A 12674-nucleotide genomic window follows, 5' to 3' on the forward strand; every position below is an offset into this window, starting at 1 on the left:
CGTTGGGGTAAGATGTCAGGGGGCTGGGGTCAGAGCGTGGCGAGCGCCCGGGCGAACATCCCCGGATCCACATTGCCGCCCGAGATCATCGCGACCACCGTATCCCCTTGCAGCGAATCTGCGCGGGCCAGCGCGGCGGCCAGGGCCACGGCGCCGCCCGGTTCGGCCACCACCTTCAGCCGCAGGAAGGCCTGGGCCATGGCCATCAACACCTCGTCTTCGCTGACCGTCAGGCCGGGGCCGCAAAGCTCGGACATGATCGGGAAGGTCAGGTTGCCGGGCTGGGGCGTGACGATGGCGTCGCAGATGCTGCCGGTCATCGCCGGGTTGCGCAGAATCTCTCCGGCGGCGAGCGAGCGGGCGGTGTCGTCGAAGCCTTCGGGTTCGACGGGGCGCACACGCAGGCCCGGCGCGCGGTCGGCACAGGCCAGCGCCACGCCAGAGGTCAGCCCGCCACCGCCGCAGCAGACCAGCACCTCGGCCTTGGTGATGCCCATCTCCAGCAGGTCCTCGGCGATCTCCAGGCCTGCCGTGCCCTGGCCCGCGATCACCTGCGGCTCGTCGAAGGGTTTGATCAGGGTCAGCCCGCGTTCGGCGGACAAGCGCGCGCCAATCTCGTCGCGGTCCTCTGTCGCGCGGTCATAGGTCACCACCTCGGCGCCGAAGGCCCGGGTGTTGGCCAGTTTCAGCTGCGGTGCGTCGGCGGGCATGATGATCACCGCAGGCACCCCGTGCATCTTCGCCGCCAGCGCCACGCCCTGGGCATGGTTGCCCGAGGAGAACGCGATGACGCCGCGCGCCCGCACCGCAGGGTCCAGCGCCGAGATGGCAGACCAGGCGCCGCGGAACTTGAAACTGCCGGTCAGTTGCAGGCATTCGGGTTTCACCAGCACCCGGCGGCCCGCGATCTCGTCCAGGAAGGGCGAGGACAGCAGGGGGGTACGGCGGGCGTGGCCCGCCAGCCGCGCGGCGGCGGCCTCGATCATCTCGATATTCATCTCGGAACCTTCCTTCCGGCCCCTCTCATAGGGCCTTGTCGCAGCGCCTTATCTCAGGGCCTCAAGCCAGGTCGTCAGGGCGGCCAGCGCCTCTGGCTCGTCCAGGAAAGGGGTATGCCCCCGGTTCGGCACCTTCGCAAGGATCATGCCCGGCGCGCGGGCCTGCATCCGGGCCACTGTCGCTTCGCTGAGCAGATCCGAGTTCATCCCCCAGATCAGCGCCAGGGGTTTCGACGCCAGCGCGTCGAAGAGCGGCCAGAGGTCGGGGGCGGGATCGGGCGGCGGGCTGCCGAAGACGGCCTCGCGCAGGGCCGGGTCATAGTCGATGACCAGGCCCTCGGGGGTCTCGCGGGTGGTGTTGCCGATCATCTGGCGCCAGCGGTCGAGGGGCACATCGGGGAAGGCCGGGTCACCGAGGCGCGCGGCGGCAGCCGCGTCCAGGGTGGCGAAGGGCGGGTTCTTTCCCAGATAGCCCGCGATGGCGCCCAGCCCTTCGGTCTTCAGCTCGGGGCCGACGTCGTTCAGCGCCGCGCCCAGCACCCGGTCGGGGGCGTGCAGGGCCAGGCCCATGGCGATCAGCCCGCCGCGCGAGGTGCCCAGGATCGCCGCGCTGTCCAGACCTAGGTGATCCAGCAGCGCCAGTGCGTCCTGTGATTCGGTTGGCAGGGTATAGGTGGCCGCCCCGGTCCAGTCCGACCGCGCCCGGCCCCGATAATCCATGCGGATCAGCCGCACGCCCGGCAGATGCGGCGCCACGATGTCGAAATCGCGCCCGTTGCGGGTCAGCCCCGACAGGCACAGGACCGGCAGGCCCTCGCCCGCATCCTCGTAGTAGATCGTGGCGCCATCGGCGGCGGTGAACGTCGGCATCAGAAGATCTCCAGCTCGGGCAGGCCGGTGAGGTCGGCCAGCACATGTTCGGGCGTGCCCGGCAGCCGGTCCACCGGCAACCCGCCGCGATTGGCCCAGGCGGTGGCAAAGCCATAGGCCGCCGCTGCCGAGACGTCCCAGCCGTTGGACGATACGAAGAGCACCTCTTCGGGCGCGCAGTTAAAGCGCGCGGTGACCAGGTCGTAGACCGGGGCGGCGGGTTTGAAGACCCCCACCTTTTCCACCGACAGCACCGCATCCAGCAGGGTTTCGATCCCGGCCGAGGCCACGGCCCCTTCCAGCATGTCCGGGGAACCATTGGACAAAATCCCCGTGGCCAGCCCGCGCGCCTTCAGCGTGGTCAGCACCTTGGGCACCTCGGGGTAGGCGCCCAGCTCCCAGTAGAGGGCCAGAAGGTCTTCGCGCAGGACCGGGTCGGTCAGGCCCTCGGCCTCTAGCGTCCAGTCCAGGGCATCCTGGGTGACCTGCCAGAAATCGGTGTGCAGGCCGCGGATGGCGCGGTGCCAGGAATATTCCAGCTGCTTGGCGCGCCACTGGGCGGCGACCTGGGGCCAGCTGCCGGCCAGGGCGCCCGCGCCCGGGGCCTCGGCGGCGGCACGGGCGGCGGCGGTCACGTCAAACAGCGTGCCGTAGGCATCGAAGATGCAGGTGGTAACGGTCATCGGCTCTCCTCCTCGGGCGACAGGCGCCCTTCTCGGGGGCAACCTGCCATGCCGGGCGAGGCCAGGGAAGGCCGGTTTGCGATCCGCGCCTGCCTGCGTTAGGGTCGGGGCAGCGAAGGCACCCGGGCGCGGCCCGGCCCTTCAAACCCACCCTCCCGACAAGATTGGACATTCCATGAGCACTGCAAAAGCGGGCGATACCGTTCGTATCCACTACACCGGCACCCTGACCGACGGCACCACCTTCGACAGCTCGGCCGGGCGCGACCCGCTGGAGTTCACCGTGGGCTCTGGCCAGATCATCCCGGGCCTGGACAAGGCGATCCCCGGCATGGCCGTTGGCGACACCCAGAAGGTCGAGATCCCCTGCACCGAGGCCTACGGCGAGCGGAACCCCGACGCCATGCAGCAGGTGCCGCGCGACGCTATCCCCGCCGAGATCCCGCTGGAAATGGGTCTGCAACTGCAAATGCAGACGCCCCAGGGCCAGGCGATCCCGGTCACCGTGGTCGAGATCACCGACGAGGCCGTGACCCTGGACGCCAACCACATGCTGGCCGGCAAGGACCTGGTCTTCGACATCGAGATGGTCGAGATCGTCGCCGCCTGATTTGGGCTGGATCGGGGCCGGATCGGCCCCTTCGGACCCGCCCCACCCGGGGCCCCGCGCCCGCCCCTGCCCGCCGCAGGGGCGGGCGTTGTCGTCTCTGCCGCCCTTTCCACCGCCCTGCGGCACCGTTAGATCTTCTGGTGCCGGAACAGCGGACAGGAGTGGGCAGAATGGCCGACAGGATCGAGGAACTGCGCAGGCGCATCGCCGCGCTACAGGATCAGCTGGAAGAGGAGCTGGCCGCCGGGCGCAGCCGCTTCTGGGACCGGATCGAAAACGGCCGGGTCGTCTGGGAAGAGGGGATGCGCCGCCGCCACCGCGAGCTGCGCCAGCATATCCCCGCCTTCCTGGCCGCCAGCCCGATCCGCCACACCCTGACCGCGCCGGTGATCTATTCGCTGATCGTGCCCTTCGCGATCCTGCATTTCTGGGTCTGGATCTATCAGGCGATCTGTTTCCCCGCCTACCGCATCCCCAAGGTGCCGATGCGCGACTACATCCGCATCGACCGCCACCAGCTGGCCTATCTGAACGGCATCCAGAAGCTGAACTGCGTCTATTGCGGCTATTGCAACGGCGTGGTGGCCTGGGTGCGCGAGGTGGCGGGCCGCACCGAGGCCTTCTGGTGCCCGATCAAGCACGCCATGAAGACCCGTGGGCCTCATCCCCACTATGCCGATTTCGCGGACTACGGCGATGCCGAGAATTTCCGCACCGAATGGGCGGAGTCCCGTGAACGCATGAAGGCGTTGAACTGCGCGGCACTGGATTGTGATCGCTGCCGGGGCGACAAGGGGGAGGACAGGCAGGACAGCTAGGGCAAGGCCGAGAGGGAGGCAGAGGGATGACAGGTGCAGAAGGGCAGGCGGCATTCGCGGGGCTGACAGGCCGGTTCCAGGGCCAGGGCACCTGGCGGGACGAGGCGGGCGACAGCCACCGCTACCAGGTCGAAATGACGTTGGAGGCCCGCGACGAAGGGCTGCACCTCAGCTTTACCCATGTCTTCACCGAAGAGCCCGAGACCGAGGATGTGAGCTTCGCCCTGGTGCTGCGCCCCGAGGCGCCCTCGATCCTGGGCTTTTCCATCCCCGGCCTGCCGCCGGGACGGGGCTACTATGCCGAGGACCTGCTGCATTACACCCTGCCGTTGCCGGGCAATGCGGTCGAGGTCAGCTGTTTCTTCACCGCCAGCGGCTGCCGGGTCGCCGGATCGTCCGAACGCAATAAGGCCGGGCGGTTCATCATGTGGGACGAGCGCCTTTCGCGCCTGGACTAGGCCCGCCACCCGCGCCAGGTGATGAAAAAAGCCGCGTCCCGGGGACGCGGCTTGTCGTTTTTCTCTGTTCGGTCCCGTGTCAGGGCCGTTCTCCGGCCCTGGGGCCTCAGCTCTTGCGGCGCAGGCGGATCACCACGTCGACCTTGGCGATCTCGGCCCCTTCGGGCGCGCGCGGCACGCGGGCCAGCTCCAGCTCTTCGGCGGGCGCATCGCTGAGCGATCCGTCATCTTCCCAGAAGAAATGCGGGTGGTCGTGCATGTTGGTGTCGAAATAGCTGCGCGAGCCGTCGACGGTGATCTCACGCATCAGGCCCGCGTCGCAGAAGGCGCGCAGGGTGTTGTAGACCGTGGCCAGCGACACCGGCTGCCCGCTGTCCTTGGCGGCCGCGAATAGGCTTTCGGCGGTCACGTGCCGGTCCTGCCCGTCCCCCACGAGAAGGGAGGCGAGGCCAAGCCGCTGCCGGGTCGGTCGCAGGTCGGCCTTTGCCAGCCAGTCCGCGCCGCGTTCGGTTGCCGTTGTGCTCATGCCGTTCTTGTATCCTTCAGTTCGCCAGACAATATAGGAAAAAAGGGCCCCCAAAGGCAACCGCTCCGGCAAAAGCCACGGGGAATGTGGCTTTGCCAGCACCTTGCATGGTTCGCGGGCGCGGTGATAGAGGGGTCGGGATGAAAAAGATGACACGGAAAGGGGCGCGCCTGAATGGCTGATTATCCCAGCAGTTTCGACCGGGAAGACCTTCTGAAATGTGCGCGCGGAGAGCTGTTCGGCCCCGGCAACGCCCAGTTGCCGGAACCGCCCATGCTGATGATGGACCGGATCACCGACATCTCCGCCGACGGCGGGGCGCATGGCAAGGGCCATGTCCTGGCAGAGTTCGACATCACGCCTGACCTGTGGTTCTTCGACTGCCACTTCCCCGGCAACCCGATCATGCCCGGCTGCCTGGGCCTGGACGGTCTGTGGCAGCTGACCGGCTTCAACCTGGGCTGGCGCGGCTGGCAGGGGCGCGGCTATGCGCTTGGCGTCGGCGAGGTGAAGCTGACCGGCATGGTGCGGCCCGACCGCAAGATGCTGACCTACAAGATCGACTTCACCAAGGCGATCCAGACCCGCCGCCTGACCATGGGCGTGGCGGACGGCATCGTCGAAGCCGACGGCGAGGTCATCTATCAGGTCAAGGACATGAAGGTCGCTCTCTCCGAGAGCTGATCCAGATACACGTTTTCTCCAGGGAAGGAGGGCACCATGCGCCGAGTCGTGGTCACCGGATTGGGGATCGTCTCCTCTATCGGAAACAACGCCGAAGAGGTCGAGGCCTCTTTGAAAGCGGGCAAGTCCGGGATCGTCGCATCCCCGGAAATGGCCGAGCATGGCTTCCGCAGCCAGATTGCGGGCACGCTGAAGATCGACCCGGCCGAGCATGTGGACAAGCGCACCCTGCGCTTCATGGGCCCGGGCGCCGCCTATGCCCATATCGCCATGCAGCAGGCCATCGCCGATGCGGGGCTTGAGGACAGCGACGTGGTGAACGAACGCACCGGCCTGGTGGCGGGCTCTGGCGGGCCCTCGACCTCGGCCATGTTCCAGGCCCATCAGACGGTGCTGAAATCCGGCGCGACCAAGCGCATCGGGCCCTTCGCGGTACCCAAGTGCATGTCGTCCACGATCTCGGCCAACCTGGCGACGGCCTTCAAGATCAAGGGCATCAACTATTCCATCACCTCGGCCTGCTCGACCTCGCTGCACTGCATCGGCAATGCGGCCGAACAGATCATGATGGGCAAGCAGGACGTGATGTTCGCCGGCGGTGGCGAAGAGCTGGACTGGACCCTCAGCTGCCTCTTCGACGCCATGGGTGCCATGTCCTCGAAATACAACGACACCCCCGAACTGGCCTCGCGCGCCTTCGATGCGGACCGCGACGGTTTCGTCATTTCCGGCGGCGGCGGGATGCTGGTGCTGGAAGAGCTGGAACATGCCAAGGCACGCGGCGCCAAGATCTATGCCGAAGTGACCGGTTTTGCCGCCACCTCGGACGGGCACGACATGGTCGCCCCCTCGGGCGAGGGCGGCGAACGGGCCATGCGCCTGGCGCTGCAAACCCTGCCGGAAGGGCGCAAGGTGGGCTATATCAACGCCCATGGCACCTCGACCCCGGTCGGCGACGTGGGCGAAGTGCAGGCCGTGCGCCGAGTCTTCGGCGAAGGCTCGACCCCGCTGATCTCCTCGACGAAATCCATGACCGGCCATGCCCAGGGCGCCGCGGGCGCGCTGGAGGCGATCTTCTGCCTGATCATGCTGGCCAAGGATTTCATCACGCCGTCGATCAACATCCAGACCCTCGACGAGGCGATCAACCCCGGCGAGATCGCCCGGTCGCTGGTCGAGAAGGCGGGCCTGGACACGGTGATGACGAATTCTTTTGGTTTCGGCGGCACGAACGGTTCGATGCTGCTCTCGCGCTACACCGGGTGACAGGGTTATGACAGGACAGATGCAGGGGAAACGCGGCCTGGTGATGGGTGTCGCCAATGACCGCTCGATCGCGTGGGGCATTGCCCGCGCGATGCACGAGGCCGGGGCCGAAATGGCCTTCTCCTACCAGGGCGAGAACTTCGGCAAGCGCGTAGCGCCCCTGGCGGCCTCGATCGGGGTCGAGTATCTGCTCGACGTGGATGTGACCGATGATGCCTCAATGGATGCGGCCTTTGCCGACCTGAAGGCGAAATGGGGCAAGCTGGATTTCATCGTCCATGCCATCGCCTATTCCGACAAGGCGGAACTGTCGGGCCGCTTCGTCAATACCAGCCGCGACAACTTCAAGCATTCGCTGGATATCTCCTGCTACTCGCTGATCGACGTGGCGCGCCGCGCCGCGCCGCTGATGTCTAACGGCGGCGCCATCCTGACGCTGACCTACCAGGGCTCGAACAAGGTGACCCCCTATTACAACGTCATGGGCGTGGCCAAGGCGGCGCTGGAGTCGGCGGTGCGCTATCTGGCCAACGACCTGGGCCCCGACGGTATTCGCGTCAACGCGATCTCGCCCGGCCCGATGAAGACCCTGGCGGGTGCGGCCATTTCGGGGGCGCGCAAGACCTTCCGCCAGACCGAGGCCAATGCGCCGCTGCGCGCCAATGCCACGCTGGAGGCGGTCGGCGGCACGGCGGTCTACCTGGCCTCCAACGCGGGCGCCTGCACCAGCGGCGAGATCATCCATGTGGATGGCGGCTATCACGTGCTGGGAATGCCGCAGCCGGAAAACCTCTGAAGCCCCGAAGGCCGCGCCCCTTGCGGGCGGGCCAACGCCTCCGGCGGGAGTATTTTCAGCCATCGAATAAGAGAAAATTAACTCTGATCGAAAAGTATCGAGGGGCGGTACAGGGTGGAGACCCGATGACCGCGCCAAAGAATGGGCCTCTCGTCACGTTGGTTCGGGCGAGAGGTTCTTCTTTTTCTATTCGATGGCTGAAAATACTCCCGCCGGAGGCTTCAAGCCGCAGCGCGGCTTGAACTCCCCCTCACCGTTTGCGGAAGGTCAGGTAATGGGGCGTGCGGCCCTCGCGTAGGGCTTTCTGCTCGTAGCGGGTCGAGATCCAGTCGCCCCAGGGCTGGCGCCAGTCCTCGGGGCCCTCGGCCAGCCATTCGAAACCATGGCGCGGCACCTGTTGCAGGGTCTGGCGCACGTAGTCGGGAATATCGGTGGCCACGCGGAAGATCGCGCCGGGCTTCAGCACCCGGTTCAGCGGCGCCAGGTGTTCCGGCGTGACGAAACGGCGCCGGTGGTGGCGTTTCTTCGGCCAGGGGTCGGGGTAGAGCAGGAAGGCGCGGCTGATCGAGGCCTCGGGCAGCACGTCGAAGAGGTCGCGCACATCGCCTGGGTGGACCGCCAGGTTTTCCACCCCCGCCTCGCGGATCTTGCCCAGAAGCATGGCCACACCGTTGATATAGGGCTCGGCGCCGATGATGCCGATCCCGGGGTTCGAGGCGGCCTGATGCACCAGATGCTCGCCGCCGCCAAAGCCGATTTCGAGCCAGACATCGCGCCCGCCGAAAAGCCTATCTAGGTCGATGTTTGCGCGCTCGGGGTTTTCTTCCCAGCTGACGGCCCCGGGCGAGAGCTTGCCCAGGTCCTCGTCCAGGTAGGTTTCCTGGTTCGGACGCAGGCTCTTGCCCTTGAACCGGCCGTAGAAGTTGCGCCAGGGGGCGCCGGAGGGGTGTTTGTCGGGTGTCTCGCTCATGGCCGCCCTGTTAGCCGCCCCGGCGCGCCAGATCAATGGGCGGGGCGGTGGCCCGCCCCGAAACGCAAACGCCCGGCGCTGCGGGGCAGAGCCGGGCGCGGGGGCGCGGGCGTGGCGCCTCAGAGGTTGGCCTTGATGGCCTCGACCAGATCGGTCTTCTCCCAGGAGAAGCCGCCGTCTTCGTCGGGGGCGCGGCCGAAGTGGCCATAGGCCGCGGTGCGCTGGTAGATCGGCTTGTTCAGCTCCAGATGGGTGCGGATGCCGCGCGGGGTCAGGTCCATCGACTTGGCCACCGCTGCCTCGATCGCCGCCTCGTCCTCTTTCGCGGTGCCGTAGGTGTCGACGTAGATCGACAGCGGCTTGGCAATGCCGATGGCATAGGAGAGTTGCAGGCAGCATTTCTCGGCCAGGCCCGCGGCCACCACGTTCTTGGCCAGGTAGCGTGCCGCATAGGCCGCGGACCGGTCGACCTTGGTCGGATCCTTGCCCGAGAAGGCGCCGCCGCCATGGGGGGCCGCGCCGCCGTAGGTGTCGACGATGATCTTGCGGCCCGTCAGGCCCGCGTCGCCATCGGGGCCGCCGATGACGAACTTGCCGGTCGGGTTCACCCACCATTCGGTGGCATCGGTCAGCCAGCCCTCGGGCAGCACCTCGCGGATATAGGGTTCGACGATCTCGCGGATATGGGCCGAGGTCTGGGCGTCGTCGGCGTGCTGGGTCGACAGGACCAGCTGGGTCACCTCGACCGGCTTGCCGTCCACATAGCGCAGCGACAGCTGCGACTTGGCGTCGGGGCGCAGGGTCGGCTCGGTGCCATCCTTGCGCACCTCGGCCAGGCGCTTGAGGATCTTGTGAGCGTAGAGGATCGGCGCCGGCATCAGCTCGGGCGTCTCGTTGGTGGCGAATCCGAACATGATGCCCTGGTCGCCCGCGCCCTCGTCCTTCTCGTTCGAGGCGTTCACCCCTTGCGCGATATGGGCCGATTGTTCGTGCAGAAGGTTCGTTACCTCCACCGTCTGGTGGTGGAACTTGTCCTGCTCATAGCCGATGTCGCGGATGCAGTCGCGCACGATGCCGTCCACATGGGCCATGTAATCGTGCAGCTTGTCCTGGTCGGCCAGGCCGACCTCGCCGCCGATGACCACGCGGTTGGTGGTGGCGAAGGTTTCACAGGCGACGCGCGCCTCGGGTTCCTCGGCAATCAGCGCGTCCAGAACAGCATCTGAAATGCGGTCGCAGACCTTGTCGGGGTGACCCTCTGAAACGGATTCAGAGGTAAAGATGTAGTTCTGACGTGTCATGAGAAAGTGCTCCGATATTTCAGACCTGCCCCGTCAGGAAGCCGTTGGGGCGGCGTATACTCTTGGTTAGGACGGCGGCGCGCCGGGGTCAACTTGGTTTATGACCGGGATCTGAAGAACCCATGAACGCCGCCAAGGGCCGACAGGCCCAGCAACAGAAGGGCAAACAGCAGCGCGGGCGCGTCGCCCAGGCGGCTGTAGGGGGTGGGGGCCGAGGGCGGCGGCAGGGCCGTGTCCAGATGCCCGGCGGTATTCAGCGGCAGCTGCGCCAGCACCGCGCCATCGGCCGAGATCAGCGCCGAGATGCCGGTATTGGCCGCCCGGATCAGTGGCAGCCCCTGTTCCACCGCCCGCAGCCGGGCCTGGGCCAGGTGCTGATAGGGCCCCGAGAAACTGCCGAACCAGGCGTCATTGGTGATCTGCAACAGCAGGGCGGGTCGGTTGGGCGCGGCGCGCAGCTCGCGCGGGAAGATCGCCTCGTAGCAGATCAGCGGCAGGGCCGCGCCGACCCGGGGCAGATCCAGCAGACGGGCGCCGGGCCCGGGGCTGTAGCCGGTGCCATAGCGCGCCGCCAGGGCGCCGATGCCCACGCGGCCCATCATCCCGCTCAGCGGCAGGTATTCCCCGAAGGGCACCAGGTGATGCTTGTCATAGGTCGCGGCCAGGGTGCCGTTGCCGTCCAGCAGGGCCAGGGTGTTGTAATAGCGCGCGCCCTCGCGGCGTTGCACGCCGAAGGCCAGGGCGCTGCCCTGGGCGGCCTCGGCCAGCACATCGGTCAGGGCGGGGCCTTCGTTCAGCAGATAGGGGACAGAGGTTTCGGGCCAGACCACCAGGTCGGGGCGGCGGTCGCCCTCGGCCGGAGCGGCGGTCAGATCCAGCAGGCGCCCGAAGAAGACGGGGATATGGGCCGGATCCCATTTCTCGCGCTGCGCCGCGTTCGGCTGCACCAGGCGCACCAGGGGGGCGTCTTCGGCGGGGGGCAGGGCGCGGGAGGGCAGGGCCAGCGCCAGGGCCAGGGGCGCGGCGAAGGCCAGGGCCGCCAGGGCCAGGGGCAGGGGGCGCGGGCGGGCGGCGGCGGGTGGCGTCAGCGCCAGGCCCAGCAGGGTGGCGGGCAAGAGCAGCAGCAGGCTAAGCCCATGGGGCCCGGTCAGCGCGGCCAGCGGCAGCAGGGGCGAGGGGATCAGCGCGTGACCGATCAGCGCCCAGGGAAAGCCGGTGAAGATCCAGCCGCGCAGCGCCTCGGCCAGGGTCAGCGCGGCGCTGAGCGCCAGGGCGGCGGCCAGGCCCTGCGGTGCCAGCCGCTTGGCCAACCCGGCGGCGGCGCCCCAGAAGAGCGCCAGCCCTGCGGCCATCAGCAGCAGGGCAAAGGGCGCCATCCAGCCGTGGCGGGCGATGTCCACCAGGAAGGGTTCCACGATCCAGCACAGCGCCAGGGCGAAATAGCCCGCGCCGAACAGCCAGCCTGCGCGGGCCGCGCGGCCTGCCGTGGGCGCGCGCAGCACCTCGTGCATCAGGGCCGCGAAGCCCAACAGGGCCAGGGGCCACAGCGACAGCGGCGCCTGGCCGCAGGCGGTCAGCGCCCCGGCGGCGGCAGGCCAGAGCGGCGCCAGGCGGCGCGGCGACAGACGCGAAGGGCGGGAGGTCATGATAGGCGGGACCCGGCGCAGGAGAGGGGGAGGAGGCGCCGGGCGGAAGAGATCCCCGCCCGGGCGAAACGTGGGCCCGCATGGCCGGGCCGGGCCTGCGCCGCGCCTTGAGGATCGGCGCGGCGCCGCATCACTCGGCGTCTTGCGGTTTCAGCCGGACGCGCAGGCGCTTGATCCGGCGGGGGTCGGCCTCGACCACCTCGAACTCATGGCCTGCCGGGTGCACCACCACCTCGCCGCGCGCGGGCACGCGGCCCGCCAGCATGAAGACCAGGCCGCCCAGGGTGTCGATCTCTTCCTCGTCGACGCTGTCGTCATCGGTCAGCGACAGGCCGATGGCGGCCTCGAAATCCTCCAGCGGGGCCTTGGCCAGCACCAGATAGCTGCCCGAGGCCTCGCGGGTCCACAGGGCGTCTTCGTCGACGTCGTGTTCATCCTCGATCTCGCCGATGACCTGTTCGATCAGATCCTCGATCGTCACCAGCCCGTCAACCCCGCCGTATTCGTCGATCACCAGGGCCATGTGGCGGCGTTCGGTCTGCATCTTTTGCAGCAGCACCCCGATGGGCATCGAGGGCGGCACGAAAAGCAGCGGGCGCAGCAATTCGTCCATCTGGAAATCCGAGGTCGCGTCCCAGCCGTGTTTCAGGGCGAAATCCTTCAGGTGGACCAGGCCCTTGGGGCTGTCGAGGGTCTCGTCATAGACCGGCAGGCGGGTCATGCCGCTGTCGCGGAAGACATCGACCAGCTCGTCCTGGCCGATGCTGGCGGGCACGGCGACGATCTCGACCTTGGGAATGGCCACGTCCTCGACCCGCATGTTGCGCAGGTTCAGCAGGGAATGGCGGCGGCGCTGCTGGTTGGCGGGCTGGGGGCTGGCGCCGCCATCGGCGGTGCGGGCCGCAGCGGGGGCGCGGCTGCCCAGAAGGCGGCCCAGGAAGCCGGGGCGCGGGCGGGGATGGGAACTGGCCGGGGCGGCGGGGACGGGCGCCGAGTGCATGGGCGCCGTGTGCACGGGGGCCGGGGCAGAGACAGGGCTTGTCCCCGG

General features: G+C 68.1%; 14 protein-coding genes and 1 riboswitch. Of the genes, 6 read left to right on the forward strand and 8 right to left on the reverse strand.

Annotated features, from left to right (window positions below):
* Window positions 1-29: 29 nt before the first annotated feature.
* The 3 genes from ACRARE_RS10125 to ACRARE_RS10135 are packed head-to-tail and all read right to left on the reverse strand — an operon-like array spanning window position 30 to window position 2551.
* Window positions 30-998 (reverse strand): threonine ammonia-lyase, encoded by a 969-nt coding sequence (locus ACRARE_RS10125; protein ID WP_432656317.1) that lies wholly within the window; start codon window positions 996-998, stop codon window positions 30-32.
* A 48-nt stretch (window positions 999-1046) separates the two neighbouring features.
* The gene (locus tag ACRARE_RS10130) at window positions 1047-1868 is read right to left on the reverse strand and encodes an alpha/beta fold hydrolase (RefSeq protein WP_432656318.1); all 822 of its coding nucleotides are present in this window, start codon (window positions 1866-1868) and stop codon (window positions 1047-1049) included.
* Window positions 1868-2551: a haloacid dehalogenase type II gene (locus ACRARE_RS10135; protein ID WP_432656319.1), complete on the reverse strand. Its 684-nt coding sequence runs from the start codon at window positions 2549-2551 to the stop codon at window positions 1868-1870. Before ACRARE_RS10135 ends, ACRARE_RS10130 begins: the two co-directional genes overlap by 1 nt.
* Before the next feature lie 175 nt (window positions 2552-2726).
* On the opposite strand from ACRARE_RS10135, the gene ACRARE_RS10140 reads away from it, so the two are divergent.
* The 3 genes from ACRARE_RS10140 (at window position 2727) to ACRARE_RS10150 (ending at window position 4437) form a co-directional block, all read left to right on the forward strand.
* Window positions 2727-3161 carry an FKBP-type peptidyl-prolyl cis-trans isomerase gene (locus ACRARE_RS10140; protein ID WP_432656320.1) on the forward strand — a complete coding sequence of 145 codons (435 nt, stop codon included), beginning with the start codon at window positions 2727-2729 and terminating at the stop codon, window positions 3159-3161.
* A gap of 170 nt (window positions 3162-3331) precedes the next feature.
* Complete coding sequence (locus tag ACRARE_RS10145) at window positions 3332-3979, forward strand: hypothetical protein (protein WP_432656321.1); 648 nt, start codon at window positions 3332-3334, stop codon at window positions 3977-3979.
* Window positions 3980-4005: 26 nt separating this feature from the next.
* On the forward strand, window positions 4006-4437 hold the full coding sequence (locus tag ACRARE_RS10150; protein ID WP_432656322.1) for a hypothetical protein: 432 nt from the start codon (window positions 4006-4008) through the stop codon (window positions 4435-4437).
* A 106-nt stretch (window positions 4438-4543) separates the two neighbouring features.
* Here ACRARE_RS10150 and irrA read toward each other — a convergent pair whose 3' ends face one another.
* Window positions 4544-4963 carry an iron response transcriptional regulator IrrA gene (gene irrA / locus ACRARE_RS10155; protein ID WP_432656323.1) on the reverse strand — a complete coding sequence of 140 codons (420 nt, stop codon included), beginning with the start codon at window positions 4961-4963 and terminating at the stop codon, window positions 4544-4546.
* Window positions 4964-5137: 174 nt separating this feature from the next.
* Here irrA and fabA point away from each other — a divergent pair, with 174 nt between their 5' ends.
* From fabA to ACRARE_RS10170, 3 genes are read left to right on the forward strand one after another with little or no spacing between them, the layout of a single operon-like run.
* Window positions 5138-5647, forward strand: coding sequence for a bifunctional 3-hydroxydecanoyl-ACP dehydratase/trans-2-decenoyl-ACP isomerase (fabA, locus tag ACRARE_RS10160; RefSeq protein ID WP_432656324.1), 510 nt, complete (start codon window positions 5138-5140; stop codon window positions 5645-5647).
* Window positions 5648-5683: 36 nt separating this feature from the next.
* The gene (gene fabB, locus ACRARE_RS10165) at window positions 5684-6913 is read left to right on the forward strand and encodes a beta-ketoacyl-ACP synthase I (RefSeq protein WP_432656325.1); all 1230 of its coding nucleotides are present in this window, start codon (window positions 5684-5686) and stop codon (window positions 6911-6913) included.
* A 7-nt stretch (window positions 6914-6920) separates the two neighbouring features.
* The gene (locus ACRARE_RS10170) at window positions 6921-7709 is read left to right on the forward strand and encodes an enoyl-ACP reductase FabI (protein WP_432656326.1); all 789 of its coding nucleotides are present in this window, start codon (window positions 6921-6923) and stop codon (window positions 7707-7709) included.
* Window positions 7710-7959: 250 nt separating this feature from the next.
* Here the strand turns inward: ACRARE_RS10170 and trmB are convergent, their stop codons facing one another.
* The 4 genes from trmB to ACRARE_RS10190 all read right to left on the reverse strand — a co-directional run bounded on the left by trmB (window position 7960) and on the right by ACRARE_RS10190 (window position 12626).
* Entirely contained in the window at window positions 7960-8679 is a 720-nt protein-coding gene (gene trmB, locus ACRARE_RS10175) for a tRNA (guanine(46)-N(7))-methyltransferase TrmB (protein WP_432656327.1), read from the reverse strand.
* Window positions 8680-8798: 119 nt separating this feature from the next.
* Window positions 8799-9980 carry a methionine adenosyltransferase gene (gene metK / locus ACRARE_RS10180; RefSeq protein ID WP_432656328.1) on the reverse strand — a complete coding sequence of 394 codons (1182 nt, stop codon included), beginning with the start codon at window positions 9978-9980 and terminating at the stop codon, window positions 8799-8801.
* A 7-nt stretch (window positions 9981-9987) separates the two neighbouring features.
* A riboswitch (SAM-SAH riboswitch) is annotated at window positions 9988-10036 on the reverse strand.
* Between the two features lie 42 nt (window positions 10037-10078).
* Window positions 10079-11626, reverse strand: coding sequence for an apolipoprotein N-acyltransferase (gene lnt / locus ACRARE_RS10185; protein WP_432656329.1), 1548 nt, complete (start codon window positions 11624-11626; stop codon window positions 10079-10081).
* A gap of 130 nt (window positions 11627-11756) precedes the next feature.
* A complete protein-coding gene (locus ACRARE_RS10190) occupies window positions 11757-12626 on the reverse strand; it encodes a hemolysin family protein (RefSeq protein WP_432656765.1) in 870 nt (289 codons plus the stop codon).
* Window positions 12627-12674 lie beyond the last annotated feature (48 nt).

The organism is Pseudooceanicola aquaeponti, from assembly GCF_050897975.1.
GTDB lineage: Bacteria > Pseudomonadota > Alphaproteobacteria > Rhodobacterales > Rhodobacteraceae > Pseudooceanicola.

Coding starts and splice junctions, on each gene's coding strand:
- lnt (WP_432656329.1), bottom strand. CDS start 11,626: ATGACCTCCCGCCCTTCGCGTCTGTCGCCGCGCCGCCTGGCGCCGCTC.
- fabB (WP_432656325.1), top strand. CDS start 5,684: ATGCGCCGAGTCGTGGTCACCGGATTGGGGATCGTCTCCTCTATCGGA.
- irrA (WP_432656323.1), bottom strand. CDS start 4,963: ATGAGCACAACGGCAACCGAACGCGGCGCGGACTGGCTGGCAAAGGCC.
- ACRARE_RS10140 (WP_432656320.1), top strand. CDS start 2,727: ATGAGCACTGCAAAAGCGGGCGATACCGTTCGTATCCACTACACCGGC.
- ACRARE_RS10150 (WP_432656322.1), top strand. CDS start 4,006: ATGACAGGTGCAGAAGGGCAGGCGGCATTCGCGGGGCTGACAGGCCGG.
- ACRARE_RS10170 (WP_432656326.1), top strand. CDS start 6,921: ATGACAGGACAGATGCAGGGGAAACGCGGCCTGGTGATGGGTGTCGCC.
- trmB (WP_432656327.1), bottom strand. CDS start 8,679: ATGAGCGAGACACCCGACAAACACCCCTCCGGCGCCCCCTGGCGCAAC.
- ACRARE_RS10145 (WP_432656321.1), top strand. CDS start 3,332: ATGGCCGACAGGATCGAGGAACTGCGCAGGCGCATCGCCGCGCTACAG.
- ACRARE_RS10125 (WP_432656317.1), bottom strand. CDS start 998: ATGAATATCGAGATGATCGAGGCCGCCGCCGCGCGGCTGGCGGGCCAC.
- metK (WP_432656328.1), bottom strand. CDS start 9,980: ATGACACGTCAGAACTACATCTTTACCTCTGAATCCGTTTCAGAGGGT.
- ACRARE_RS10135 (WP_432656319.1), bottom strand. CDS start 2,551: ATGACCGTTACCACCTGCATCTTCGATGCCTACGGCACGCTGTTTGAC.
- ACRARE_RS10190 (WP_432656765.1), bottom strand. CDS start 12,626: ATGCACTCGGCGCCCGTCCCCGCCGCCCCGGCCAGTTCCCATCCCCGC.
- ACRARE_RS10130 (WP_432656318.1), bottom strand. CDS start 1,868: ATGCCGACGTTCACCGCCGCCGATGGCGCCACGATCTACTACGAGGAT.
- fabA (WP_432656324.1), top strand. CDS start 5,138: ATGGCTGATTATCCCAGCAGTTTCGACCGGGAAGACCTTCTGAAATGT.